Annotated in this window: 25 protein-coding genes; 6 read left to right on the top strand and 19 right to left on the bottom strand. The window is 60.7% G+C overall.

Going from position 1 to position 23693, the window contains the following annotated elements:
* Positions 1 to 18 precede the first annotated feature (18 nt).
* From MUU54_RS07805 to MUU54_RS07820, 4 genes are all read left to right on the top strand, one after another.
* Entirely contained in the window at positions 19 to 1287 is a 1269-nt protein-coding gene (locus MUU54_RS07805; protein ID WP_247243466.1) for an ABC transporter substrate-binding protein, read from the top strand.
* An 85-nt stretch (positions 1288 to 1372) separates the two neighbouring features.
* Positions 1373 to 2407: a carbohydrate ABC transporter permease gene (locus MUU54_RS07810; protein ID WP_376742067.1), complete on the top strand. Its 1035-nt coding sequence runs from the start codon at positions 1373 to 1375 to the stop codon at positions 2405 to 2407.
* The gene (locus MUU54_RS07815) at positions 2407 to 3471 is read left to right on the top strand and encodes a carbohydrate ABC transporter permease (RefSeq protein ID WP_247243467.1); all 1065 of its coding nucleotides are present in this window, start codon (positions 2407 to 2409) and stop codon (positions 3469 to 3471) included. The genes MUU54_RS07810 and MUU54_RS07815 overlap by 1 nt, the downstream gene beginning before the upstream one ends.
* Positions 3472 to 3481: 10 nt before the next feature.
* On the top strand, positions 3482 to 4591 hold the full coding sequence (locus MUU54_RS07820; protein ID WP_247243468.1) for an ABC transporter ATP-binding protein: 1110 nt from the start codon (positions 3482 to 3484) through the stop codon (positions 4589 to 4591).
* Positions 4592 to 4691: 100 nt separating this feature from the next.
* Here MUU54_RS07820 and MUU54_RS07825 read toward each other — a convergent pair whose 3' ends face one another.
* Genes MUU54_RS07825 through MUU54_RS07835 form a run of 3 tightly spaced genes read right to left on the bottom strand, consistent with a single transcriptional unit; the run spans position 4692 to position 7266 of the window.
* Positions 4692 to 5216: a flavin reductase family protein gene (locus MUU54_RS07825; RefSeq protein WP_247243469.1), complete on the bottom strand. Its 525-nt coding sequence runs from the start codon at positions 5214 to 5216 to the stop codon at positions 4692 to 4694.
* The gene (locus tag MUU54_RS07830; RefSeq protein WP_247243470.1) at positions 5216 to 6109 is read right to left on the bottom strand and encodes an aldo/keto reductase; all 894 of its coding nucleotides are present in this window, start codon (positions 6107 to 6109) and stop codon (positions 5216 to 5218) included. Before MUU54_RS07830 ends, MUU54_RS07825 begins: the two co-directional genes overlap by 1 nt.
* A complete protein-coding gene (locus MUU54_RS07835) occupies positions 6109 to 7266 on the bottom strand; it encodes an LLM class flavin-dependent oxidoreductase (RefSeq protein ID WP_247243471.1) in 1158 nt (385 codons plus the stop codon). Before MUU54_RS07835 ends, MUU54_RS07830 begins: the two co-directional genes overlap by 1 nt.
* A gap of 111 nt (positions 7267 to 7377) precedes the next feature.
* On the opposite strand from MUU54_RS07835, the gene MUU54_RS07840 reads away from it, so the two are divergent.
* Entirely contained in the window at positions 7378 to 8082 is a 705-nt protein-coding gene (locus tag MUU54_RS07840) for a GntR family transcriptional regulator (protein ID WP_247243472.1), read from the top strand.
* A 10-nt stretch (positions 8083 to 8092) separates the two neighbouring features.
* Positions 8093 to 9229, top strand: a complete 1137-nt coding sequence (locus MUU54_RS07845) for a Gfo/Idh/MocA family protein (RefSeq protein ID WP_247243473.1) — start codon at positions 8093 to 8095, stop codon at positions 9227 to 9229.
* A gap of 9 nt (positions 9230 to 9238) precedes the next feature.
* On the opposite strand, the gene MUU54_RS07850 is transcribed toward MUU54_RS07845, so the two are convergent.
* The 16 genes from MUU54_RS07850 to cobA form a co-directional block, all read right to left on the bottom strand.
* Complete coding sequence (locus MUU54_RS07850; protein ID WP_247243474.1) at positions 9239 to 9784, bottom strand: RNA pyrophosphohydrolase; 546 nt, start codon at positions 9782 to 9784, stop codon at positions 9239 to 9241.
* A gap of 11 nt (positions 9785 to 9795) precedes the next feature.
* Complete coding sequence (locus MUU54_RS07855; RefSeq protein ID WP_247243475.1) at positions 9796 to 10980, bottom strand: divergent polysaccharide deacetylase family protein; 1185 nt, start codon at positions 10978 to 10980, stop codon at positions 9796 to 9798.
* A gap of 67 nt (positions 10981 to 11047) precedes the next feature.
* Entirely contained in the window at positions 11048 to 12373 is a 1326-nt protein-coding gene (locus MUU54_RS07860; protein ID WP_247243476.1) for a S41 family peptidase, read from the bottom strand.
* Positions 12363 to 13760, bottom strand: a complete 1398-nt coding sequence (locus MUU54_RS07865) for a murein hydrolase activator EnvC family protein (protein WP_247243477.1) — start codon at positions 13758 to 13760, stop codon at positions 12363 to 12365. Before MUU54_RS07865 ends, MUU54_RS07860 begins: the two co-directional genes overlap by 11 nt.
* 78 nt (positions 13761 to 13838) lie before the next feature.
* A complete protein-coding gene (rlmH, locus tag MUU54_RS07870; protein ID WP_247243478.1) occupies positions 13839 to 14321 on the bottom strand; it encodes a 23S rRNA (pseudouridine(1915)-N(3))-methyltransferase RlmH in 483 nt (160 codons plus the stop codon).
* A 99-nt stretch (positions 14322 to 14420) separates the two neighbouring features.
* On the bottom strand, positions 14421 to 14807 hold the full coding sequence (gene rsfS, locus MUU54_RS07875) for a ribosome silencing factor (RefSeq protein WP_247243479.1): 387 nt from the start codon (positions 14805 to 14807) through the stop codon (positions 14421 to 14423).
* A 144-nt stretch (positions 14808 to 14951) separates the two neighbouring features.
* A complete protein-coding gene (locus MUU54_RS07880; protein WP_247243525.1) occupies positions 14952 to 15554 on the bottom strand; it encodes a nicotinate-nucleotide adenylyltransferase in 603 nt (200 codons plus the stop codon).
* A 42-nt stretch (positions 15555 to 15596) separates the two neighbouring features.
* Positions 15597 to 16883 carry a glutamate-5-semialdehyde dehydrogenase gene (locus MUU54_RS07885; RefSeq protein ID WP_247243480.1) on the bottom strand — a complete coding sequence of 429 codons (1287 nt, stop codon included), beginning with the start codon at positions 16881 to 16883 and terminating at the stop codon, positions 15597 to 15599.
* Positions 16876 to 18054 (bottom strand): glutamate 5-kinase, encoded by a 1179-nt coding sequence (proB, locus tag MUU54_RS07890; RefSeq protein WP_247243481.1) that lies wholly within the window; start codon positions 18052 to 18054, stop codon positions 16876 to 16878. The genes MUU54_RS07885 and proB overlap by 8 nt, the downstream gene beginning before the upstream one ends.
* A complete protein-coding gene (gene obgE / locus MUU54_RS07895; RefSeq protein ID WP_247243482.1) occupies positions 18051 to 19118 on the bottom strand; it encodes a GTPase ObgE in 1068 nt (355 codons plus the stop codon). Before obgE ends, proB begins: the two co-directional genes overlap by 4 nt.
* Positions 19119 to 19296: 178 nt before the next feature.
* Positions 19297 to 19875, bottom strand: coding sequence for a GNAT family N-acetyltransferase (locus MUU54_RS07900; RefSeq protein ID WP_247243483.1), 579 nt, complete (start codon positions 19873 to 19875; stop codon positions 19297 to 19299).
* Positions 19872 to 20504 carry a GNAT family N-acetyltransferase gene (locus tag MUU54_RS07905; RefSeq protein WP_247243484.1) on the bottom strand — a complete coding sequence of 211 codons (633 nt, stop codon included), beginning with the start codon at positions 20502 to 20504 and terminating at the stop codon, positions 19872 to 19874. The genes MUU54_RS07900 and MUU54_RS07905 overlap by 4 nt, the downstream gene beginning before the upstream one ends.
* 131 nt (positions 20505 to 20635) lie before the next feature.
* On the bottom strand, positions 20636 to 20905 hold the full coding sequence (rpmA, locus tag MUU54_RS07910) for a 50S ribosomal protein L27 (RefSeq protein WP_247243485.1): 270 nt from the start codon (positions 20903 to 20905) through the stop codon (positions 20636 to 20638).
* Between the two features lie 36 nt (positions 20906 to 20941).
* Positions 20942 to 21253, bottom strand: coding sequence for a 50S ribosomal protein L21 (rplU, locus tag MUU54_RS07915; protein WP_247243486.1), 312 nt, complete (start codon positions 21251 to 21253; stop codon positions 20942 to 20944).
* A 313-nt stretch (positions 21254 to 21566) separates the two neighbouring features.
* On the bottom strand, positions 21567 to 22880 hold the full coding sequence (locus MUU54_RS07920) for a cobyrinic acid a,c-diamide synthase CobB (RefSeq protein ID WP_247243487.1): 1314 nt from the start codon (positions 22878 to 22880) through the stop codon (positions 21567 to 21569).
* On the bottom strand, positions 22877 to 23671 hold the full coding sequence (gene cobA / locus MUU54_RS07925) for a uroporphyrinogen-III C-methyltransferase (RefSeq protein ID WP_247243488.1): 795 nt from the start codon (positions 23669 to 23671) through the stop codon (positions 22877 to 22879). The genes MUU54_RS07920 and cobA overlap by 4 nt, the downstream gene beginning before the upstream one ends.
* Between the last annotated feature and the right edge of the window lie 22 nt (positions 23672 to 23693).

A 23693-nucleotide genomic window follows, 5' to 3' on the forward strand; every position in this document is an offset into this window, starting at 1 on the left:
TCAAAGGGAGGAAGTAGCATGAACAAGAAATCGATCCTGGCGGGTCTCGCGCTCGCACTGCTCACCGGCACCGCTGCCAATGCCGGCGATGTTCGCGTGATGTGGTATTCCGACGGCGTGGAGGGCGAGGTGATGAAGGACCTCGTCAACCGCTTCATGGAGGAAAACCCGGGCATCAACGTTATCCTCGACAACGTCGCCTATAGCGTCATCAAGGAGCAACTGCCGGTCCAGCTGGAAGCAGGCAACGGTCCCGATGTCGCCCGCGTCACTGCCATCAAGGACCTGGCGAAGCACTGGCTCGACCTTCGTCCGCTCGTCAAGGATCCGGCCTACTGGGACGAGAACTTCGGCGACAAGGCGGACTGGATGCGGCCGGATGGCTCCGACCAGATTTCCGGCTTCATGACGCAGCTGACGCTGACTGGCGGTTTCGCCAATAAGACGCTGTTCGATCAGGCTGGCGTCGAGATGCCGGGGCCGAAGGCGACCTGGGAAGAGTGGGCTGCTGCCGCCAAGAAAGTCGCAGACAGTCAGCAGGTGCCGTATCCGATGGCGATCGACCGCTCGGGGCATCGCATCACCGCACCGATGCTGTCCTATGGCGCCAATTATATCGGTGAAGACGGCAAGCCGGCACCACTGGATCAGGGCGCGAAGGACTTCCTGACGAAGTTCGTCAACTGGACGGAAGAGGGCGTGTTCGCCAAGGACGTCTGGGTGTCTGCCGCAGGCAACACCTATCGGGCTGCTGCGGATGATTTCATCAATGGGCAGCTCGCCTTCTATTATTCCGGCTCCTGGCAGGTCGCAAACCTTGCGACCAAGATCGGCAACAACTTCGACTGGGTGGCGACCGGCAGCCCCTGCGGCCCGGCTGCCTGCACCGGCATGCCTGGCGGCGCAGCCCTCGTCGCTGTCAAGTACACGAAGAACCCGAAGGACGTTGCGACCTTCATGGACTGGATGGCGCAGGAGGATATCGTTCGCGAATTCTCAGAACGCACTCTCTTCCTGCCGGCGCACAAGGGTGTTGTCGAGAAGGGCGGGCTGAACTTCGAGACCGAGAACGAACAGGCCAAGGCGGCGCTCGGCACCTTCGTCGAGGCGTCGAAGTCCACCTCCGAGACGGCGCTGAAGCTTCCGGCGTGGCGCTGGGCGGATACGGTCTATGCGGCGATCGTGACGCGCATCGGCCAGACTCTTGCGGGCGAGCTCCCGCTGGAGGACGCATTCGCACGCATCGACGCGGATATCGCACAGAAGGTCAAGGATACCGGCCTTTGATCAAGCCGCATCCTGAACTTGCACAGGAGGCTTCCCCATCCGGGGGAGCCTCTCGATATGCCCTTTGCTGTTTCGCCTGGAGGAGTTGATGACACCGATTGCGTCGTCAAGCCCCGCGTCCAACCGACGCCTCGGCTCCATTCTGTTTGTGCCCGTTCAGTTCGTGATGACGCTGATCGACGCGCCCTTGCGGGCTTTGCAGAAGCTCACCGGCATCTCGGGCATGGCGATGTTCTTCCTGGCACCGAACATGCTGATCTTCGGCATTTTCGTGCTGCTGCCGCTCGCCATCAACTTCGTTTATTCGATGACAGGCGGAACCGCATTTTTTCTCGCGGATCGCACCTTCATCGGCTTTGACCAGTATTCGCGCCTCTTCGAGTGCGGCAATTACCTGGACCCGCTGTCGTGCCAGGAGGATGCTTTCTGGACCGCGGTTGGCAACACCGCCTGGTTCGTCGTGCTGCAGGTCACGCTGATGATCCTGATGGCGCTTGGCACGGCCCTCATTCTCAATCGCGATCTCCGCGCCCGCTCCTTCTGGCGCGCCGTCTTCTTCTTTCCGGTCCTCCTGTCACCAGTCGTCGTCGGCCTGATCTGGAAATGGATCCTGCAGCGCCAGGGCCTGTTGAACTTCGCGTTGTTCGAGATGGGGCTGGAGCCGCACAACTGGCTGACCGATCGGACCTGGGCGTTCGCTGCGGCAGTCGCAGTCTCGATCTGGGCGCATATGGGCTTCTATGCCCTGATCCTGCTTGCGGGGCTGCAGGCGATTCCGAAGGATCTTTACGAAGCGGCGGAGATGGACGGCACCAAGGCGGCACGGGTCTTCTGGCGGATCACCCTGCCTCTGCTCGCGCCGAACCTGTTGGTAGTTGTCGTTCTTGCCTTGATTAAAGCGGTGCAAGTGTTCGATGAAGTCTACGTCCTCACCGGCGGTGGTCCCGGCACGAGCACGATGTTCCTCACCCAATATATCTACGAGACCGGCTTTGCCTCCCAGCTGCGCAATCCTGGCCTTGCGGCCGCAGCCTCCATTCTCATGGGGCTCGTTCTTGTCGTCCTCACACTGTTCCAGCTTGGCATTGGGCGGCGAACCGAAGGCAAGAGGAAGCGCTGATGGGAGCGGCTGCACGTTTCATCTTCCGCCGTCGTGGCAGCAATGGCCGAGGAAAGGGCTGGCACTGGACCGATATCGTTACCTGGGTGTGGCTGGTTTGCGGATTGCTGATCATGTTCGGCCCTGCCGTCTGGCTTGGGTTCTCCTCGTTCAAGACCCCGGCCGCGCTTGCCGAGTTTCCACCAACGATCCTTCCCTACGTGACGCAGGAGGTAAGGGTCGAAGGCTATGACAAGCCGCTCGCCCTTTATGAAGCAACGCTAGAGGGCGGAGGCACGCGGGTGCTGGCGGAGGTACGCCGTATTGGCATCGTCAGCCAGATGGTCGATCCCAATGCGCCTGGCGAAATCATCAAGGTCAACATTGCCGATCGTGCGCCCGTTCGCACGATGTCGTTTGCGACCGAGAATTACACGCAGCCATTCGTCCAGTTCGACTTCGTCCAGTACCTGTGGAATTCCGTCTTCGTGACCGTCATGGCGACGCTCATTACGCTGGTGGTGAATTCGATGGCAGCGTTCGCACTGTCGAAATACGAGTTTCGCGGTCGGTCAGTGGCAATGCTCATCATCCTGGCGACGCTGATGGTGCCGCTATCGGTGATCATGGTGCCGCTCTATTCGATCATCTCGACGATCGGCCTGTTCAACAACCTCTGGGGCGTCATCCTGCCGACAGTTGCGACGCCGACGGGGGTCTTCATCCTGCGCCAGTATATGCTGACCATCCCGGATGAACTGATCGATGCGGCACGCATGGACAAGGCGTCGGAATGGCAGATCTACTGGCGCATCGTGCTGCCACTTGCTGCCCCAGCGCTTGCGGTACTGGCAATCTTTTCCGTCGTCTGGCGCTGGAACGACTTCCTCTGGCCGCTCATCGTGCTGTCGCGCAGAGAGCTCTACACGCTGCAGGTGGGCCTCAGCATCTATGCCGGGGAGCTGAACGTGCAGTGGCACTTCATCCTCGCGATGACGGTGGTTACGATGATCCCGGTCGTGCTGGTGTTCATCTTCCTGCAGCGCTTCATCACCACCGGCATTGCCGGTGCAGGACTCAAGTAAGGATCCGCAAATGGGCCAGATCAAGCTCACCAACGTCAAGAAGTCCTTTGGCGCCGTCGACGTTCTGCACGACATCAATCTGCACATCGATGATGGAGAACTGGTGGTGTTCGTCGGGCCTTCCGGATGCGGAAAGTCGACTCTGTTGCGCGTCATCGCCGGTCTTGAGAAGGTGACCGGAGGTAGCCTTGAGATCGATGGCCGTCGCGTCAACGATGTGACGGCGGCGGAGAGAGGCCTTGCCATGGTGTTCCAGTCCTACGCGCTCTATCCCCACATGACGGTGCGGCAGAACCTGGCTTTTGGCCTCGAGAATTCGAAGATGCCGAAGGCGGAAATCGCCGAGCGCGTTGGCGAGGCAGCTCGGATGCTGGAGATCGAGCCTTACATGGACCGGCGGCCCGGCCAGTTGTCCGGCGGCCAGCGCCAGCGTGTCGCAATTGGCCGTGCTATCGTCCGCCGCCCGGTCGCCTTCCTGCTCGACGAGCCCCTGTCCAACCTCGATGCGGAGTTGCGCGTCTCCACGCGCGCAGAATTGGCGGCTCTCCACGCCCGTCTTTCCTCAACGATGATCTATGTGACCCACGACCAGGTGGAGGCGATGACGCTTGCCGACCGCATTGTCGTAATGCGTGCAGGACGCATAGAGCAGGTCGGGACACCGCTCGAACTCTACAACATGCCCGCCAACCGCTTTGTCGCTGGCTTCATCGGGGCGCCGCACATGAATTTCCTGCGCGGCGATATCGTTGAGCATACCCCTGGCACAGCCATTCTGTCGCTTGCAGGCGGCTACCGTATTGCGGTGGACCCCGGCACGGCACCGGTCACGGACGGTCAGAAGGTCACTGTCGGGGTGCGGCCGCAGCATCTCACTGTCAGTCGGGATACGGCAAGCCCGAAAGTCAGGCTCGGGCTGGTCGAGGCATTAGGCGCCGAGACGGTGGTTCACGGGGAGATCTACGGCGAGCGGCTGATGGCGGTACTGCCAGGCCAGCAGGGATATCGGCCCGGCGATGAGATACATCTCGATCTCCAGGCTGCCCCGCTGCATGTTTTCGACGAGCAGGATCTGCGGCTGTTCTCAACAGCGGGTGCGAAGGCGAAGGCGCCCGTCTGAGGGAGAGACGGACAGGATATGCGCCCTGCTTGTGACGCGGGTGTCGCAGCAGGCTGCTGCGAAAATATTCAGGGTGCTCGGGAGACCAGGTTTCGCGCGCTCAGTTATTGCCTGCGAAACGCCCAAGCGCTCCGCGCGAGAAGCAGAGGGGGTCGCCATCCCGCAGGGCGACCCTCAAGACCCTGCCAAGCAGGATCGTATGGTCTCCGGCATCATGTGCCGAGGCGCGCTGGCATTCGAACCGTGTCAGAGTATCCGGCAGTGTCGGAACCCCTTCTTCGTTCAGCGACCACGGCAGCCCTGCGAAGGCAGAGCCACCTTTTGAGAAGGCTCGGCACAAGTGGTCTTGCTCGGCGCCAAGAACGTGGATGGCGAAATGTTCTGCTTGCGTGAAGAGACCGTGCTTCGAGGACGTCTTGGAGGGAGACCACAGGACAAGCGGCGGCTCGAGTGAAACCGACGCGAAGCTGTTGACGGTCATCCCGATCGGGCCATGTTCTGCCATGGCCGTCACCACGGTCACGCCGGTCGTGAAACTTCCCAGCGCGTTTCGATAATCCCGCTGGTTCTGCCGCTCGGGGACGAAGATGAGTTCGCGTGAGGTGGGTGCGGTGGTGACATCCATCAGGGAACCTCTCTTGCCATGGCCAAGGTGTAAAGCTCGAACCATGTTTGGCGGTCAAGCGTCACCTTGGTGGCTTCAGCAAGCTGCGAGATCCGCTGCAGGTTGTTGGTCCCAAGCACCGGCAGAATATTGGCCGGGTGGCGGAGAAGCCAAGCGACCGCGACAGCGCTTGGCTCCACCTCTTGCTGAGAGGCTATCCGTTCGAGTGCCGCGAGCAAGCCGGCTGGGCCTCCAGTGAAGAGTGCCCCGCCGCCGAGGGGCGACCATGCCATCGGCGCGATCATCCGCTCTTGCAGGTAGGCGAGGTCACCATTGGTGAAGGCCTCCGTTGCCATCAGGCTCATCTCGACCTGGTTCGTGACCAACGTCGTTTCCATCGATGACTGAAGCAGCGAGAAGTCCCACGGGCGGAAGTTGGAAACGCCGACTGCGCGCACCTTACCGGACTCAACGAGAGCATCCAGCGCCGCACCTGTTTCGTCAGGGTCGATCAGCGGATCGGGACGGTGGATCAGCAAGAGATCAAGGTAATCCGTGGCCATGTCGCGGAGAGATGCTTCGACAGAGGTGGTAAGGTGTTCCGCGCTAGTGTCGTAGTGCTTCAACCGGGCCGAGGAATGACGACCGGCGGGGGCAACGATCCCGCACTTCGTGATGATCTCTAGTTTCTCCCGCAGATGGGGGGCGGCTTTCAAAGCGGCACCGAAGACGGCCTCGGCGGTGTAGCCGCCGTAGATGTCCGCCTGATCGATGGTCGTGATTCCTTGAGAAAGGCAGGCTTCCACCTTGGCCTGGACATGGGCAGGGGAGGTGTCCGGATCATCGGCGACCCGCCACATTCCGTAGACGATGCGGCTGAGGGTGAGCTCCGGTGAAAGGGAGATGCGATCCATTAGCGACGTACTCCATTGCCCAGCGGTGTCGCCGGGGTTTCGCTAGGGACGCGACCGTAGGCATGCGGCAGCGAACAGGTTTTCAGGTGCGGCAGTAGCTTGCTGCCGAAGTGATCCGCCTCGTCGAGATGCGGATAGCCGGAGAAGATGAAGGCGCGGATGCCCATCTTTTGGTAGGCGTCGATCTCTGAGAGCACTTGGTCGGTGGAGCCGACGAGAGCGGCACCGCAGCCTGAACGGGCGCGCCCGATGCCAGTCCACAGATGGGGTTCCACATAGCCGAACTGATCTGCGAGTTCGCGGGCACGCGCCTGATGCTCCACCCCGAGCGAGATGCTGTCATGGGCACGGGAGCGGATCAGCTTGCCGTATTCGTCGTCCAGCTTCGAAACGAGATGCTCGGCGTAGTCTCGCGCTTCCTGTTCCGTGTCGCGGACGATGACATGCACGCGCAGGCCGTAATCGAGCACGCGTCCGTGCGCCTGGGCTCGTTCATGGACGGCACGCATACGCTCGGCCAGTTGTTCCTTCGGTTCGGGCCACATGAGATAGACGTCGCATTGCGCGCCGCAAAGTTCTAGGGCGTCGGGAGAGTAGCCGCCGAAATAGAGAAGGGGACCGCCGTTTTGCTGGTAGGGCTTGGCCGGATCTGTAGGCACTCCTTTGAAGTGATAAACCTCGCCGTCGTGGTCGATGGTGTCTCGCGTCCAGGCTTGGCGGAGGATCTGCACCACCTCGTGACTGCGCTTGTAGCGATACGCGCTGTCGGCGACTTCGCCCGGGAAATCCGAACTGATGACGTTGAGTGTCAGGCGTCCTTTCAGCATGTGGTCAAGCGTCGCCACCGTTCGGGCCAGCATGATGGGTTGCATTTCGCCACAGCGGATTGCCGCAAGCATGTTGATCTGGCTTGTGATCGGCGCACATCCTGCGACAAAGCTCAGTGTGTCCTGGCCGACCTGATAGGAGGAGGGGCAGAGGATGTTCCTGAAGCCGAGCCTCTCTGCGCTCTGGACTATATCCGAACAGTGCTCCCAGCTGGAGCGAAGCCCTCCATCCGGCACACCAAGATATCGGTAGTCATCGGAGCAGAGCGCGGCGAACCAGGAGACTTCGGCGGCATCCAAGTCAGCGGAACGTACCGGAACGGCAGTCATGGAAATCTCTCCCGAACTCGATTTTCCACTTGCGTAACATCCGCCTTGATGTAAATCAATAGTGTATCAATTTGATATGCCCTGTTCCGCAATCTCCGCCACCGAAAGCCGATGAACCAACCCGCTGGCAGCCTTCCCATCTATCTGCAGATCACGGAGCTGTTGATCCGCGACATTGCGGCGGGGCGTCTGATCGACGGCGAGAAGCTGCCGCCGGAACGGGAGATGGCGGAGCGGCTGGGGATTGCCATCGGCACCCTGAGGAAGTCGCTTGCCGAGTTGCAGGTGCGCGGCATGCTGGAGCGGGTCCAGGGCTCGGGCAATTATATCCGTGCCGTCAGCGATCCCAAGAGCGTCTATGCCATGTTCCGACTGGAGCTGCTGCACGGGGGTGGGCTTCCTACGGCTGAAGTGCTTTCGGTCGAACGGCTTGCAAAGCCTGAGGACCTTCCGGACTTCGGGACGAGCCGAGATGGCCACCGCATTCGCCGTGTCCGGCGCCTGTCCGGCCAGGTCGCGGCTATTGAAGAGATCTGGCTCGACGGGGCCTATGCGGAGCGAATTCAGCCTCAGGATCTCTCGGAATCGCTCTACCTCTACTACCGGACGCAGATAGGACTCTGGATTGTCCGCGCGGAGGACCGGATTGGCCTGGACGTGGTGCCGGACTGGGCGCCTTCCCTGTTTCAGCCGGCGGTTGGCACCCCGGTCGTCCATATCCTCAGAACAAGCGATGCTCAGGACGGGAAGCGCGCCGAAGTGTCCCGCACCTGGCTTGATCACGCGGTTGCCCGATACGTCTCGCGGCTCAAATAGGAATGCACAGATGATGTTGAACTACGGTGTGATCGGATGCGGAATGATGGGGCAGGAGCACCTCCGCAATATCGCGCTTCTCTCGAACGCGCAGGTCGGGGCGATTTTCGAGCCTGACCCTGTTATGCGGCAGCGAGCGGCCGAGCTCGCGCCAGAGGCTGAATTTGTCAATTCAATCGATGACCTGCTTTCCTTCGAGGCGATCAACTGCCTGCTGATCGCCAGCCCTAACCATTTGCATCTGAAGCAGTTGGAGCAGGTCGCGGCTGTCAGGCCTCTCCCCGTGCTTGTGGAGAAGCCGCTTTTCACAGTCCTGGACGAAATGCGCCGCATCGAGGCGCTACGCCAATCTTATCCCGCACCGATCTGGGTGGCGATGGAATACCGCTACATGCCGCCGGTGGCGCGCCTGATCAACGAGGTGGATGAGGCGACCGGTGGTGTCAGGATGCTGACCATCCGAGAGCACCGCTTCCCATTTCTGCAGAAGGTCGGCCACTGGAATCGCTTCAACCATCAGACCGGCGGCACCCTCGTGGAGAAGTGCTGTCACTTCTTCGACCTAATGCGCCATATCCTGAAATCGGATCCGGTTCGAGTGATGGCGTCAGGCGGGCAGGCAGTCAATCATCTCGACGAGGTTTATGAGGGTCGAAGGCCTGACATTTGGGACAATGCCTATGTTCTTGTCGATTTTGCTTCTGGGGCGAGGGCCATGCTCGAGCTCTGCATGTTTGCGGAGGGTGCGCGCTACCAGGAAGAAATTTCGGCGATCGGAGCGAAGGGCAAGATTGAATGCAAGGTTCCGGGACCCGGCCGTTTCTGGCCTGAACATCTTGGCGAGCCCCCGGTTGCGCAAGTCATCGTATCACCGCGCGATCCTAAGGGGCCAAGAAGGATCGATATCCCTGTCGATCCTCAGCTTCTTGAGGCGGGGGACCACAACGGCTCTACCTTCTACCAACACCAGCGATTCATGAAGGCGGTGTTGGGCCAGGGGCAGACAGAAGTGACCGTCAGCGACGGCAGCTGGGCAGTCCTGATGGGATTGGCCGCACAGCATTCAGCGATAACCGGCCAGGCGGTCGACATCTCGCCTGCCGGTTTTGCTGCCTTCGAGAATACGTCATGCGTAGCAGTCGGGTAGCCGGAACCCCTACGGAAGGGACGTTAAAGGCTGCTCGCCAGCGAAATGTGCGAATTCCGAGATCACCTGGTCGTAGACGGCGCGCTTGAAGCGTACGATCAGGCCTGGAAGCTCGGTCATGGGCTTCCAATCCCATGCGTCGAATTCGGCGTAGTGACCTCCCGGCGGCGGATTGATCTCTATTTCCTTTTCATCACCGTCGAAGCGGAAGGCAAACCATTTTTGGGTCTGGCCTCTATATTTGCCCTTCAGGCCGATGCCGATCAGATGTGACGGAAGATCGTAGTTGATCCAACCCTTGGACTGGCCGAGCAGCGTGACCGAGCGGATGCCGGTTTCTTCGTAGAGCTCGCGGTAGGCGGCGGCGAGCGGATCTTCTCCCTTGTCGATCCCGCCTTGCGGCATCTGCCAGAGTTGGGGAGAGCCGTCGGATTCGCTGTTTCCTTCAGGGATCCGGCGGCCGGCCCAGACCAGGCCCTGATGATTGAGAACCATAACGCCGACACATGGGCGATAGGGAAGGTCTTCCGGCTTCAGGGCTGTCTTCTTGCTCATCCGTCACTCGGTCAGTTCTTTTGGGGATCGTCAACCACGGCAGAAACGCCGACGATCTCGATGCCGCGGCTGCTTGCTTCTTCCACCCATTGTTCGATTGCGTCAACGGACTCGTCGAAGGCGGATGCAAAGCCGACTGCGCTGCCCTTGCGCAAGGCCAGGCGCTCCAGGTCGTCGAGCTTCTGCACAATCGCATTCTTGTCCAGTTGAACGTCGAGTGTCATGTCGGCGAAGCCGTGCGGCAGGTCTATCGCTTTCGATATCGTGCCGCTCACCGACTGGGCGGAGCTACCATCGTCGAGGAAGAGCAGGCCGCGCGACGAGATGTCTCGCAGCAAGGGCTCAAGCGCGTCAGGATCCGACAGCAGCCGCGCACCTTGATAATTGATAATGCCTGTAAAGCCGGTGATCTTTCCCATAGCCTCGTGCAGTCTTGCGATATTCTCTTCTGGGGGAAGGCGGGTCAGAAGCGTGGTTGCGCCAGAGTCGGAAGCTGAGAAGCCGAAGGGCTCCATCGGCACCTGGATGAGGATCTCGTGGCCTTGACGGCGGGATGTCTGCATCCAGCGCTGGAGGCTGTTGCCGCTCGACGCGAACGCAAGAGTGATCTCCGGGGGCAGCTTCTCGATTGCCCGCTGCGTGCCGGTCTGACTAAGCCCCAGGCCACCGACGACGATTGCGATCCTAGTGCCGCGGGTGCCGGACCAGGGACGGGCGTACTGATCCATGGGCCGCAGTCCATCCTGTCCCCGAACGGGAAGAGGGCCATAGGGTGAATCTTCAAGAAGGTCTTCGTTCGGGGTGCCTGCGAGCCGAGGATCCTGACCAATGCGAGGCGTCTCCACAAGCACAGGGCCTGAGCCATCGCGCTGCCGGGGAGAGTATTTAGTGACGACACTGCCGTCGTCGGTCAAAACGCGCTCGACGTTGGCGCCCGACCCGGGATCAGTGCGAGCGACACTTGCCGGTGCGATATCCTTGTCGGCGAGCAATTTTTCCTTCGTGGCAGCTTCTGCCGGGAGGGCGGCGACCTCGTTCTGTTGTAGCGCACTCTCACCTCGCATTGCGTAAAGCGAGAGGCCTACGACAACAGCCGCCGCGGCAAACCCGAAGAGAGAAATGAGAGAGGGGCGCACACGCCGACGCCTTCCGGTCGGTTTGTCCTGTCCGAGCGGTTTATGAAGGTCGCTGCTCAAGAAGTTCGCCCGCGGTCGGATGCAAAAGAGGAGAGGGAGCAACCCGGTGCTCCCTCTCCTATACTCGTTACTGCTTTGCAGCAGCAGCCTTGTCCGGGCTCGGCGGGAAGCTCGGATCCGTCTTGTTGCCGCGCAGGAGATCCAGAGCGTAGTTCAGCTGGATGTCGTCCTTTGCTTCCGGCGGCACATAGGCGACGGAGCCGGAGCCCTCTTCGGTCTCGTTCTGGCCGGTGATGTGACCGCGCAGGCTGGACTCACCCTCTGCACGCACCTTGCCCTGCAGCTCCTCAGGCAGAGGCTGCTCGACGATGATGTCCGGCTTGATGCCCGTGCCCTGAATGGAGGTGCCAGACGGCGTGTAGTAGAGAGCCGTGGTCAGCCGCAGTGCACCACTTTCGCCAAGCGGGATGATCGTCTGAACCGAGCCCTTGCCGAAGGAACGCGTGCCGAGGACCGTCGCACGCTTCAGGTCCTGAAGGGCGCCAGCGACAATTTCCGAAGCAGAAGCCGAGCCGCCATTGATCATTACCACAACCGGCTTGCCATCGGTCAGGTCGCCCGGACCAGCGTTGAACCGACGGGTCTCGTCAGCGTTACGGCCACGGGTGGACACGACTTCGCCGCGCTCCAGGAAGGCATCGGAGACGTTAATGGCCTGGTCGAGCAGGCCGCCCGGGTTCAAGCGCAAGTCGAGGACGTAACCCTTCAGCTTGTCGGCCGGAACTTCAGCCTTGATCTTCTGGATCGCCTTTTCGAGGTCGTCGTAGGTCTTTTCGGTAAAAGAGATCACGCGCAGATAACCAACGTCGCCTTCGACGCGCGACTTCACTGCCCGTACGGCGATGATGTCGCGCACCACCGTGATCTCCAGGGGCTTGTCGGCGCCCTCGCGGATGACTGTCAGCTTGATCGGTGTGTTGACCGCGCCCCGCATCTTTTCGACGGCATCTTCAAGCTTCAGCCCACGCACTGCGGTGCCATCGATTTCCGTGATCAGGTCACCTGCGAGGATACCTGCGCGAGAAGCAGGCGTATCGTCGATCGGCGCGATGACTTTCACCAGCTCGTCTTCCATGGTGACTTCGATACCAAGGCCGCCGAACTCGCCCCGCGTCTGGGTGCGCATATCCTCGGCGTCCTTGGCATTGAGGAAGCTCGAATGCGGATCGAGCGAGGTGAGCATGCCGTTAATGGCGTTCTCGACCAGCTTTTCCTCGTCCGGCGGCGTGACGTACTGCGCACGAACCCGTTCAAAGACGTCGCCGAAGATCGACAACTCCTTGTAGGTTGAAGGGCCCGCAGCCTGTGCCGGAACTCCTGCCGAATAGAGAACGCTCATGGCCGTCGCACCCATGAGCGCACCGACGATCACAAGAGAAGCCTTACGAATCATTTCGTGCCCTTCCGCTTTCCTTAGCGGCCCACCATGGTTCCGAATCCACCGGGGAGCCGTCCTTCCTGAACTCAATGTAAAGGGTTGGGCGATCCGTTTCCAGCGTCAATGCTGTAGCGCTCGCCACCTTTTTATCACCCATCACCGCAATAGGTTCGCCGGACAGGACGAACTTGCCTTGCCGTGTTCTCACCTCGTCCATGCCGGCAAGCACAAGGTGGTATCCGTCTCCCGCGTTCAGAATGATCATCTGCCCGTAACTTCGGAATGCACCTGCAAACACGACGACCCCGTCAGCCGGCGCCGTCACGATCGCACCGGGGCTCGAAGCCACCGTCATGCCCAAGGCAGTGTGTCCCGTCCCGTCTGACTCGCCGTAGTTGCGCAAGATGTCGCCAGCCACGGGGAGCTCAAGTGCCTGCTTAAGACTTGCGAACGCATATGCGGGTGCAATGCGGTTTTTGTCAGGCAGCGAATTCTCGGCTCGCTCTTTTGCTTTTTCCCGCTCAGCCTGCGACAGTTCACGTTGACGTTCCTCCTCTAGGCGCGCCTGCTCCATGGCTTCCCGTACCGAGGCAATCTCCTCCTCCAGCGATCCAATCAAGCCTTCAAGGCTGGTCGCCTGAGCTGCAAGCTGCTCAGCATGCCGGCGTTCAGCCTCCAGCTGAGCCATGTTCTGCTGGCTCAGCTTCTCCTTTTCGGCCAGCAGCGTGTCCATGCGCTTTTCTTCGGCGAGGCGATCGGCAATGGTGGCCGAGACCTGATCCTTCTCCGCGATGGCCTCTCCCTTGAGCTGGGCAAGCGCTTCAAGGTCGGCGATCAGTCGGTCGGCTTGGTCGCGCATGCCTGGTACGACTGCGCCAAGTAAGATGGCGCTTCGAACGGAAGCCAGGGCGTCTTCCGGTGTCACAAGAAGCGCAGGGGGAGGGTTTCGGCCCATCCGCTGCAGTGCGGCGAGAACTTCTGCGAGGACCTCGCGCCTGCCCTGGAGCGAGGTGCGGATCTCCGCTTCTCTCAGACGAAGCCGTGCGAGCCTTTCCTCGGCATTGCCGATCTTCTGCTCGAGCTCCTTGCGACGAGCGGCAGAAGCGATTAGCGCCTGACGAAGATTTTCCGTCGTCTTCTCAAGCTCCGCTATGTCTTGCTCGATAGCCTCAGCCTTCTCGACGGAGAGCGTTATCGTGCTGCTCAGCTGTTCGAGTTCCTCGCGTGCCTCGTCGCGCTTTTGTTCTAGATCAAGTGCCGGGTTGGCGGGGCCGGCCAGCTGTTCGACCACCTGTGCCTGACCTCGCTCTACAGGTGTCACTGCCGCCAGCGTGGCAAGCGCCAAGGCGACCGCGATCACACGCGGCCTTTGAAGGCGAGGGCGCTTTGAACTCTGGGTCATGGATCTTCCGATTGCCACGCTGCAGCGTAGAGTGATTTGCCTAGTTAGCCAACAGAGAGTTGACGTTCGCCGAGGAGCTCAGGCCCGGTGGTAGGGATGACCCGACAGGATCGTCACTGCTCGGTATAGCTGTTCCGCAATCAGGATCCTGACCAGCTGGTGCGGCCAGGTCATGTTGCCGAGATTCAGAACGGCGGACGCTTTCGACTGCAGAGCAGGATCAAGGCCGTCAGCTCCGCCGATGGCGATCATCAGGTCGCGCTTCCCAGAATCACGGAACCTGCTGATGGTTTCGGCAAAGGCCTCGCTGTCGAGCGATTTTCCCCGTTCGTCGAGTAGCACGAGCAAAGCGCCTTCAGGCAGTGCCTTCTCCAAGGCTGCAGCCTCTTCGCGTTTACGCGTATCGGCATTGGAGGCTTTGCTTTCCGTGACTTCCGTCAGACGGACGAATTCAAGCCCTACTGCCGGGCCGGTCTTCTCAAACCGCTCCAGATAACGTGAGGCAAGTTCCTTCTCCGGTCCGGCCTTAAGCCGTCCCACAGCAAAGAGGCTAATCCGCATGTGGCGCGCCGCTCTCCGACCAATAACAAAGGTGCCGCTCGTTTTTCCACCGAGCTGCTCTACCCGTCTCAATCGCAGCCGGACCCGGCCCGCCGCAGATTAATGAAGTGTCTCGTCTTCGAGCTCCGGAGCCGCCCACATCTTCTCGATGTTGTAGAACTCCCGCACCTCAGGCCGGAACACATGGATGATGATGTCACCAGTGTCAATCAACACCCAGTCCCCTGTCTCAAGGCCCTCGACCCGAGCGGTGCCCAAGCCTTCGTCCTTCAGGTCCGAGATCAGATGATCGGAAATTGCGGTGACATGCCTGTTCGATCGCCCGGACACTACGACCATGTAGTCTCCCAGGGCAGACTTCCCGGCAATATCGATGGTGACGATGTCTTCTGCTTTGGAGTCCTCAAGGCTTGCGAGGACCAGTTCGAGAGCTCGGGCAGCGGCATCGGCGCCACGTTCCATGCTCTTCGGGAGGATGACTGGCATCTTTCCCTTGGTGTGTACTGTCGTCAGGGTTCGTCCTTTCTTCAAGTAACAGCTACAGCACTGCCAGCGAATCCGAATTCCTTCGGTCGCTAATGAAAGGTGGCATCGAAGCGTTGATCTTTCAAGACGCAGGAAAAAACGTGATCAGCAATCGGGAAGTGATCCAGGGCGAGCCTGTCGCAGGCTCGTGGAGCTGAGCGCTGAGCGGGGGCCGTGGACAAAGGTCCAAGCGGGCGCGGGTTTCCGCCATAGGATCCCTGCGTCGTCTTCATCCACCCGGGCCCATTCGAAGCTCCGGGTCATCTTTGAGGACAGGAAGGAAAGGGTGGAGCCGGGGCGGTCGATCACCGCAATGGGAAACGTGCTGACGATGGAGCGCCACCGCTGCCACCGATGGAAGGTCCTGAGGCCATCGGCCCCCATGATCCAGATGAAATGAACCCCCGGGTTGCGGCTCTTCACATGCGCCAGGGTCAAGGCAGTGTAAGGGCTCCCCAATGTCTTCTCGAATGCTGTGACTTTGATGCGTGGATTGCGTGCGAGTTGTTCGCTCATCGCAATGCGACTGGATAAGGGTGCCAGGTCCATCGGGTTCTTCAGCGGGTTACCTGGCGTCACCATCCACCAGAGCTGGTCAAGCCCAAGGCGGCGCAAGGCAATTTCCGCCACCAGCAGATGCCCCTCATGCGGTGGGTTGAATGACCCTCCGAAGAGACCGACGATCATGCGCCGCTCCACCCGAGGCATGGCGAGATATCTTCGGTTTTCCGGATCCTGCGTCACCGTTTCCTACGGCCTGACTTGGCCGGTGCCATGCACGCGGTACTTGAAGGACGTCAGTTGCTCAGCGCTAACCGGGCCACGGGCATGCATCTTGCCGGTCGCAATGCCGATCTCGCCGCCCATCCCGAACTCCCCTCCGTCTGCGAACTGGGTCGAAGCGTTGTGCAGCAAGATGGCAGAGTCGATCTCGTTGAAGAAACGCTGAACCACCAGCGGATCTTCGGCCACGATGGCTTCCGTGTGATTGGAGGAGTAGGTGTTGATGTGAGCGATCGCGCCGGAAATGCCATCGACGATGCCGACGGAAATGGTCGCATCGAGATATTCCGTCCGCCAGTCTTCCTCTGTGGCGGGCTTAAAGCCCGGAAAGACTTTCAGAACCGCCGCAGAGGCGCGGATCTCGCATCCGACTTCGGTCAATGCTTCTAAAATCGGCATAAGGTGAGTTCCGATCGCTGCACTGTCGACCAGCAGCGTTTCTGCTGCCCCGCAGATCCCGGTCCGCCGCATCTTTGCGTTGACGACGATGCGCTTCGCCATCTCGATATCTGCCGATGCATCGACGTAGATGTGGCAAAGCCCCTCGAGGTGCGCGAAGACCGGCACCCGTGCCTCGCTTTGCACCCGCGCGACCAGGCTCTTTCCGCCGCGGGGCACGATCACGTCGATGGCGCCGTTCAAGCCGGTCAGCATGGCACCTACCGCCGCACGGTCCGTGGTCGGAACAATCTGGATCGCATGCTGGGGAAGGCCCGCCGCCTTCAATCCTGCGAAGAGGCACTGATGGATGGCGTGCGAAGAATGTCGCGAGTCTGATCCGCCGCGCAGGATTACGGCGTTCCCGGCCTTCAGGCACAGTGCACCAGCATCGGCGGTCACGTTCGGGCGGCTCTCGTAGATGACACCGATGACGCCAAGTGGTGTCCGCACCCGCTCGATTTTCAACCCATTGGGCCGATCCCATGCGGCGATAACGCCGCCGACCGGATCAGGAAGCCCGGCAATTTCCCGCAGCGCCTGCGCCATTCCGTCAATCGATTTCTCGGTCAGCGTAAGCCGGTCGATGAAGGAGGGCTGGAGTCCTTTCCCTTCAACCTGCTTCAGGTCCTCGGCGTTGGCGGCGAGAATGTCACCTTTGGAGGCGACAAGAGCATCGGCCATGGCGTGCAGCGCTGCGTTCTTCGTTTCGGTCGACGCGGTCGCGAGAACACGCGCAGCCAGCTTCGCCTGACGGCCGAGGCCGTCCATCAAACCTTCGACATCCTCTGTGCTGGTGGTCACCAGATCAAGCATGTGCGGCTTCCTCTTCCGAATTATGATTGGCAATGCCTTGACCAAAAGGGCGGGTGACGACGAGATCGTCGCGGTGAACCATAGCGGCCCGGCCGGCATAGCCGAGGATTGCTTCGATCTCGGTCGATCGGCGCCCAGTTATCTGACGGGCTTCGTCCGCATCGTAGCCGGCAAGGCCGCGTGCGATCTCGAGGCCATCGGACCCTATGATGGCAACGGTATCTCCACGATGGAATGTGCCCTTGGCGGCAACCACGCCTGCGGGCAGAAGGCTCTTACCACTGGCCAGCGCGCGTTCGGCGCCCAAGTCCACCACCAATTCGCCCGCCGGCTGCAGTTGACCTGCGATCCAGGTCTTGCGCGCCGTCACAGGCGTCGCAGAGGGGGCAAACCATGAGGAGCGAGCGCTCTCGCCGATTGCCCGCAGGGAGTGCTCGCTCTTGCCAGAGGCGATGATCATCGCACATCCTGCGCTCGTGGCTATCTTGCCCGCATCGATCTTCGTCCGCATTCCGCCGCGCGAGAGTTCGGATGCCGCGCCGCCGGCCATGGCTTCGATGGCCGGGGTAATCGCAGGGATCGTCTCCAGAAAGGTCGCCTGTGGATCGAGGTGCGGCGGTGCGGTGTAGAGGCCGTCGATGTCGGATAAGAGAACCAGGAGATCTGCGCCCGTCATTGTCGCGACACGAGCGGCCAGTCGGTCATTGTCGCCATACCGGATTTCCGAGGTGGCTACGGTATCGTTTTCGTTGATGATGGGGATTGCGCCGATTTTCAGCAGCTGATTGATCGTCGCTCGGGCGTTGAGATACCGGCGGCGCTCCTCAGTATCGCCCAGCGTCAGCAGCACTTGGCCAGCAACGATGTCGTATCGAGACAGACTTTCGGACCAAGCGCGGGCGAGGGCAATCTGGCCGACCGCCGCGGCGCCTTGGCTCTCTTCCAGCTTCAGTGCGCCTGAGGGCAGCCTGAGGACCGTGCGGCCCAAGGCGATCGCGCCCGACGAAACTACCAGCACATCAACGCCCTGCGCCTTCAACGCGGCGATGTCGGCACAGATGGAGGCGAGCCAGCCGGACTTGAGACCGCTGTTGCGGTCGACAAGCAAGGCCGAACCGATCTTCACGACGATCCGTCGATAACTCGAGAGCGGCTTGCGCCCTGCACTCATTCGGCATCCTCCTCCAACTCGTCGCCGTCAGGAGAATAGCGGGAACTGCGATCGGGAAGGGCGGTCTCGTCGCCGCCTGCCTCGACGATTACATCTCGGAGCGCACGGAGCACCTCGGTCATGCCTTTGCCCGTTGCGGCAGAAATGAGGAAAGGTCTTTGGCCGGAAGCGGCCTCCAGCGCGTCGGCCTTCTCCTTGATGTCTTCATCATTGAGAACGTCGATCTGCGAAAGAGCGACAATCTCCGGCTTGTCATCAAGCCCCCCGCCGTAAGCCTCCAGCTCGTGCTTCACCGTCGTATAAGCCTTGCCAGCGTCCTCTTCCACGGCAGACACAAGATGCAGGAGGACCCGCGTTCTCTCCACATGACCCAAGAACCGGTCGCCGATGCCCACACCTTCATGTGCGCCTTCGATTAGGCCCGGGATGTCAGCCAGAACGAATTCGCGCGCATCGATCGTCGCCACGCCCAAATTCGGGTGCAGCGTCGTGAAGGGATAGTTGGCAATCTTCGGTCGTGCCCGCGTGACCGTCGCAAGAAAGGTGGACTTGCCGGCGTTCGGAAGCCCCACCAGACCCGCGTCAGCAATCAGCTTCAGCCGCAGCCATATCGTCTTTTCCTCGCCTTCGAGGCCGGGGTTCGCCCAGTTGGGCGCTTGATTGGTCGACGTCTTGAAATGGGCGTTGCCGAAGCCGCCATTGCCGCCCTTGGCGAGACGGAAGCGCTGCCCTTCCTTGGTCAGGTCGATGATCAGCGTCTCGTTGTCTTCCTCGAAGATCTGCGTGCCTACGGGCACCTTCAGCGTGACTCCTTCACCGTTAGCACCTGTCCGGTTGCGGCCCATGCCATGAGTGCCGGTCTTTGCTTTGAAGTGCTGTTGGTAACGGAAGTCGATCAGCGTGTTCAGCCCGTTGACGGCTTCCACCCACACGTCGCCGCCGCGTCCACCGTCGCCGCCATCCGGACCGCCGAATTCGATGAACTTCTCGCGCCGGAACGAGACAGCACCTGCGCCCCCGTCGCCGGAGCGGATGTAAACTTTTGCCTCGTCGAGAAACTTCATCTTACTGCCATTGGTCTTGTGTTAGCGGACGCGCATTGCTGAAAACACGTCGTCCTCGTTCGATATAGGCGGTGCAGTCGCAGGTCAAAGATAATCATATGGTGCACTGGCCGGTGGTCGAGAGTCGTCCCACAACTTCATATGGAGTGCCGGCGGATCTCCGCCGGCACTCGCCAAACTAAGGTCGACGAAAATCTGCTGACGTTAGTCTGGTCTCGATATGCGTCACCATCGCGTTGCGAGACAGGTTGAACAGCTCGCCGCATCCGATGATCCGGAAGCCGAGCTTCTGCTGGATCGTCAGCGATGCCGGATTATCCGCAAAAACGCCTGAGTGGATCTCGACGTCCGGCATACGGCGCAATGCGCGGTCCAGGATCGCTGCTACGGCTTCCGTCATTAAGCCCTTTCCCCAATAGAACCGGTTCAACCAGTAGCCAAGGTGCCAGTGCGGCCCGCGCAGCTCCAGACCGACGACTCCGATGTGAACGTCATCGCCGGTCGTGATTGCGAGGTTCCAGCCCGGCAACGTCCCGGAAAGCTGCATCTGCAGCCAGTCCAGGCCGTCCTGTCGATCATAGGGTTGTGGTATCCGCGCAAGCATCCTCGCCACCGCAAAGTCCGAAAGGGACTGGGCAATTGCGTCCGCATCCGTCAGCCGGTGTGGGCGCAGTACCACTCGAGCGGTCGAAATAACCGGGCAGGAGCGCAAAGACCGCATAGTAGTACGTTCGTCCTGGAGGATTGCCTCAGTCATCGCAGTTCTCCCCAACTGCGCAGCGACATCCAGGTCTTCCGGTCCAGCCGGAACCATTCCACTGGAACCATGCCGCCCATGGCGAGCGATCCGAACATGCCGGAGCCCTGGAATTGGAAGCCGCACTTTTGGATCACGCGCCGCGATGCGACGTTCGTCACCCGGCAACGGGCGTCGATGTGGTCGATGTCGCGCGTCCGGAACGCCATGTCGATCAGGACATGCGCGGCTTCGGTTGCAAATCCCTGGTTCCAGTAGGGTTCGCCCAGCCAGTAGCCGATCTCGACCACCCGGCTGTCCTCCTGAGGCTCTAGGCCGCAGCAGCCAAGGAATGCACCGTTGTCGCCTCGGGTAATGGCGTAGACGCACTTGCCAATATCGCCCGTATTCGCGCGTCGTACGAAATCGGCGGCGTCTTTCGCAGTATAAGGATGCGGCATACGCGACACCATAGTGGCGATGTTCGCGTTATTGGCGAGATGGGCAAGAGCGTCGGTGTCTTCTTCGTGCGGAGCGCGCAGAACCAGTCTCTGCGACAGTAAGACAGGGCAATCGCTTCTTGACCGCTCGGGCCTCAGCCGTTCCTCGGGCGGCCGCGATTGGCTCGCCCTTATCAATTCGCCTTGCATGGTTCAGTCCTCCTTGTGGAACAAAAGAAAAAGGGAAGGTGGGTGGCGCCCCATCTTCCCTTTTCTTTGGACTGAACCTGGTGGTGCCAGCCGGGTCGATGAGACGCCGGCTGTTTTTGAGCGCTACCGGCTTATTCCGCTGCTTCCGCTTTCGGCATGACGGACACGAATACGCGACCGTTGGCCTTTGTACGGTAGTTCACATTGCCGGCGGTAAGCGCAAAAATGGTGTGGTCCTTGCCGAGGCCGACATTGGCGCCCGGATGCCACTGCGTACCGCGCTGGCGCACGATAATGTTGCCCGGAATGACGGCTTCGCCGCCGAACTTCTTCACGCCAAGGCGCTTGGATTCAGAATCGCGACCGTTACGCGACGAACCGCCAGCTTTTTTGTGTGCCATTGGTGTTCTCCTTAAACCTTAGAAACCCTGATCGACTTAAGCGGTGATGTCCGTGATGCGGACAACCGTGTGGTGCTGGCGATGTCCGCGAATCCGCTTGGAATTCTGACGGCGACGCTTCTTGAAGGAGATGACCTTCTTGCCACGGTTGTGTTCGACCACTTCAGCCTTGACCGTCGCGCCCGAAACAAACGGGGCGCCGAACTTGGCATCTGCACCTTCACCGATAACCAGGATCTCGTTGAATTCGATCGTAGAACCGGCCTCTGCGTCGAGCTTCTCGATGGTAACCACATCGTTGGCCGCAACGCGGTACTGCTTACCGCCGGTCTTGATGACTGCGAACATTTTTTATCCTTTCATGTTCGTTCCGGCTCTACCCGAGAGTGGCCGTCTTTTTGTCAGTCGTTGAGCGGATCGGTCGTTGGACCAACACCCGCCGGTGGGCTTGCCGGATACAGTTACCCATGCAAGAAGAACAGGCATGGATCTTCTCCACGCCTAATCTCAGGCGCAGATACGCGAGCAGTCAAAGACTGTCAAGGCAATAGTACTTCAAGAACGAGGAAACCCACCGGCAGCTTTAGGTGGATGTGGCTTCCGTCTCACTGAACGTAGTCTGCAATGCCAAAGCTTAAGATTAGGGCGCCAGCTGAACTCGCTAGTTTCTTGCGATTGCGTGGAAGAAGCTGCCGCTGACATGACCGCGGCGGCCACCTGAGGGGCCGATTGGCTTACCAGCGCCATCCGTAATGATTGCCAAAGGCTCGTCGCACCCTGCGGCGACCACGCGGGCATAGTGGAATTCATGGCCACGAATGATGTCACCCGCCGTACCGATCGCGCTGTCGGCTTGCAAGGTGGCTTGTCTATAGCCGAGGTTCATCTTGCGTTCGGCAAAGCTCGTCCGATGGGAAAGGAGCGAGGTCATCCGATGCGTCATGCCTTCGGCATCCTCCAGCGTTTCCCCCAGCACCATGTAGCCACCGCATTCGCCATGGATCGGGCGGCGTTCGGCAAATCGGGCAAGGCTGTTTCTGAAATTATCTGCTGCGGCAAGGCGACCGGCATGCAGTTCAGGATACCCGCCGGGAAGCCAGCAGACGTCGCAATGTTCTGGGGGCGTTTGATCGGCGAGAGGCGAGAAGGGCACCAGCTCCGCACCTTGCGCCCGCCAATGCGCGGCAACGTGCGGATAGAGAAAGGTGAAAGCCTCATCTTGGGCAAGAGCGATTCTCTGACCCGGCGGCGCAAGAGCTCGCTCTGAAGAACCGGCCGGCGGCTGGAAGCGGACGGCCGCCGCGAACACGGCGTCCAGATCAATGGAGGCTTCCATGACGTCGGCCAGGCGATTGATGTGTGCGTCCATGGCAGGGTGTTCGCTCGCCTGCACAAGCCCCAGATGCCGCTCCGGCAGCGCGAGAGTTGGATCGCGAAGAACGGAGCCCAATACGTTCAAGCCAATGCTGCCGATCGCGTCGGAGCAGAGCGTGCGATGCCGTTCGCTACCGACGCGATTGAGTATACATCCGGCCATCCGGACCTGCGGATCATAGCCGGCAAAGCCATGAGCAATCGCGGCGGCTGTCTGCGATTGCCCGGACACGTCGAGCACCAGCAAGACCGGAATGCCGAACATGCGGGCAAGGTCGGACGCTGCTCCTGATCGATTTGGATCGCTCCGTATGCCGTCGAAAAGGCCCATGGCGCTTTCGATGATCAGGAGCTCCGTCTCCGAGGCCTGCCCGTGTGCGAGGTGGCACAGAAGCGAGGGATGCATTGCCCAGCTATCGAGATTGATACCCGGCAAACCAGTGGCGGCCTCGTGGAACCCTGGGTCGATATAGTCCGGGCCGGTCTTTGCCCCGCGCACCTTGACCCGGCGGCGGGCGAACGCCCGCAGGAGGCCGATGGTGACGCTGGTCTTGCCAGAACCTGACCGAGGCGCTCCGATGATGATCGCGCGCGGCGTCATGGTCTTCCTTCGCCGGTGAGATGGGCGCGCATCGATACGATCTCGCCAATGATGATCAGGGAGGGGGCCACGAATCCCTGCCTCTGCACCTCGGCCTCTACGGTCGCGAGAGTCGCCGTCAGGAGCCGTTCGTCGGGTGTGGTCGCCGCCATCACGACCGCAGTCGGGGTGTCTGGTGACATGCCGCCATCGATCAGGAGCCGACTGATTTCGCCGATCATCTTGAGGCCCATATAAACGACGATGGGTTCGCCCACTTTGGCAAGCGCCCGCCAGTCCAAGTCACCTTCCTCGCCTGCCGCATGACCTGTGGCCAGCGTGATCGAGCGACTGATGCCCCTCATGGTCGCCGGAATGCGTGCAGAGGCAAGCCCAGCGATGGCGGAGGTCATCCCGGGAAGGATGCGGAACGGGATGCCGGCGTTCAGGAGTGCCTCCGCCTCCTCGCCACCACGGCCGAAGATGAAGGGGTCGCCGCCCTTCAGGCGCAGCACCTTGCGGCCTAAACGGGCGAGATCGATCAGCGTGGCCGTGATGTTCTCCTGCGTCTCAGATGGTTTACCACCCCTCTTGCCGGCAAAGTGCAGCTGTGCGGCATCGGACGCGAACGAAAGAACCTCGGCCGACACGAGAGCATCGTAAACAATGCTGTCTGCCTTGGTCAGCGCATCCGCCACTTCTAGGGTGAGGTAGCGGGGGTGACCGGGCCCCGCGCCGGCGAGCCATACATGACCCGGCTCAAAGCTGGGGCAGCTGGCGCAGGCCTTAGTAAGTGTTTCGTGCAAGCTCATGGATCGACCTTTTGCCGATGAC

The organism is Pseudorhizobium tarimense (genome assembly GCF_022968135.1).
In the GTDB taxonomy this organism is placed as follows: Bacteria; Pseudomonadota; Alphaproteobacteria; order Rhizobiales; family Rhizobiaceae; genus Neorhizobium; species Neorhizobium tarimense.

Coding starts and splice junctions, on each gene's coding strand:
- cobA (WP_247243488.1), bottom strand. CDS start 23,671: ATGAGCTTGCACGAAACACTTACTAAGGCCTGCGCCAGCTGCCCCAGC.
- rplU (WP_247243486.1), bottom strand. CDS start 21,253: ATGTTCGCAGTCATCAAGACCGGCGGTAAGCAGTACCGCGTTGCGGCC.
- MUU54_RS07885 (WP_247243480.1), bottom strand. CDS start 16,883: ATGCTTGATCTGGTGACCACCAGCACAGAGGATGTCGAAGGTTTGATG.
- MUU54_RS07815 (WP_247243467.1), top strand. CDS start 2,407: ATGGGAGCGGCTGCACGTTTCATCTTCCGCCGTCGTGGCAGCAATGGC.
- MUU54_RS07905 (WP_247243484.1), bottom strand. CDS start 20,504: ATGCAAGGCGAATTGATAAGGGCGAGCCAATCGCGGCCGCCCGAGGAA.
- MUU54_RS07805 (WP_247243466.1), top strand. CDS start 19: ATGAACAAGAAATCGATCCTGGCGGGTCTCGCGCTCGCACTGCTCACC.
- MUU54_RS07850 (WP_247243474.1), bottom strand. CDS start 9,784: ATGAGCAAGAAGACAGCCCTGAAGCCGGAAGACCTTCCCTATCGCCCA.
- MUU54_RS07840 (WP_247243472.1), top strand. CDS start 7,378: ATGAACCAACCCGCTGGCAGCCTTCCCATCTATCTGCAGATCACGGAG.
- rlmH (WP_247243478.1), bottom strand. CDS start 14,321: ATGCGGATTAGCCTCTTTGCTGTGGGACGGCTTAAGGCCGGACCGGAG.
- proB (WP_247243481.1), bottom strand. CDS start 18,054: ATGAGTGCAGGGCGCAAGCCGCTCTCGAGTTATCGACGGATCGTCGTG.
- rsfS (WP_247243479.1), bottom strand. CDS start 14,807: ATGCCAGTCATCCTCCCGAAGAGCATGGAACGTGGCGCCGATGCCGCT.
- obgE (WP_247243482.1), bottom strand. CDS start 19,118: ATGAAGTTTCTCGACGAGGCAAAAGTTTACATCCGCTCCGGCGACGGG.
- MUU54_RS07825 (WP_247243469.1), bottom strand. CDS start 5,216: ATGGATGTCACCACCGCACCCACCTCACGCGAACTCATCTTCGTCCCC.
- MUU54_RS07880 (WP_247243525.1), bottom strand. CDS start 15,554: ATGCCTCGGGTGGAGCGGCGCATGATCGTCGGTCTCTTCGGAGGGTCA.
- MUU54_RS07860 (WP_247243476.1), bottom strand. CDS start 12,373: ATGATTCGTAAGGCTTCTCTTGTGATCGTCGGTGCGCTCATGGGTGCG.
- MUU54_RS07920 (WP_247243487.1), bottom strand. CDS start 22,880: ATGACGCCGCGCGCGATCATCATCGGAGCGCCTCGGTCAGGTTCTGGC.
- MUU54_RS07820 (WP_247243468.1), top strand. CDS start 3,482: ATGGGCCAGATCAAGCTCACCAACGTCAAGAAGTCCTTTGGCGCCGTC.
- MUU54_RS07900 (WP_247243483.1), bottom strand. CDS start 19,875: ATGACTGAGGCAATCCTCCAGGACGAACGTACTACTATGCGGTCTTTG.
- MUU54_RS07865 (WP_247243477.1), bottom strand. CDS start 13,760: ATGACCCAGAGTTCAAAGCGCCCTCGCCTTCAAAGGCCGCGTGTGATC.
- MUU54_RS07845 (WP_247243473.1), top strand. CDS start 8,093: ATGATGTTGAACTACGGTGTGATCGGATGCGGAATGATGGGGCAGGAG.
- MUU54_RS07835 (WP_247243471.1), bottom strand. CDS start 7,266: ATGACTGCCGTTCCGGTACGTTCCGCTGACTTGGATGCCGCCGAAGTC.
- rpmA (WP_247243485.1), bottom strand. CDS start 20,905: ATGGCACACAAAAAAGCTGGCGGTTCGTCGCGTAACGGTCGCGATTCT.
- MUU54_RS07830 (WP_247243470.1), bottom strand. CDS start 6,109: ATGGATCGCATCTCCCTTTCACCGGAGCTCACCCTCAGCCGCATCGTC.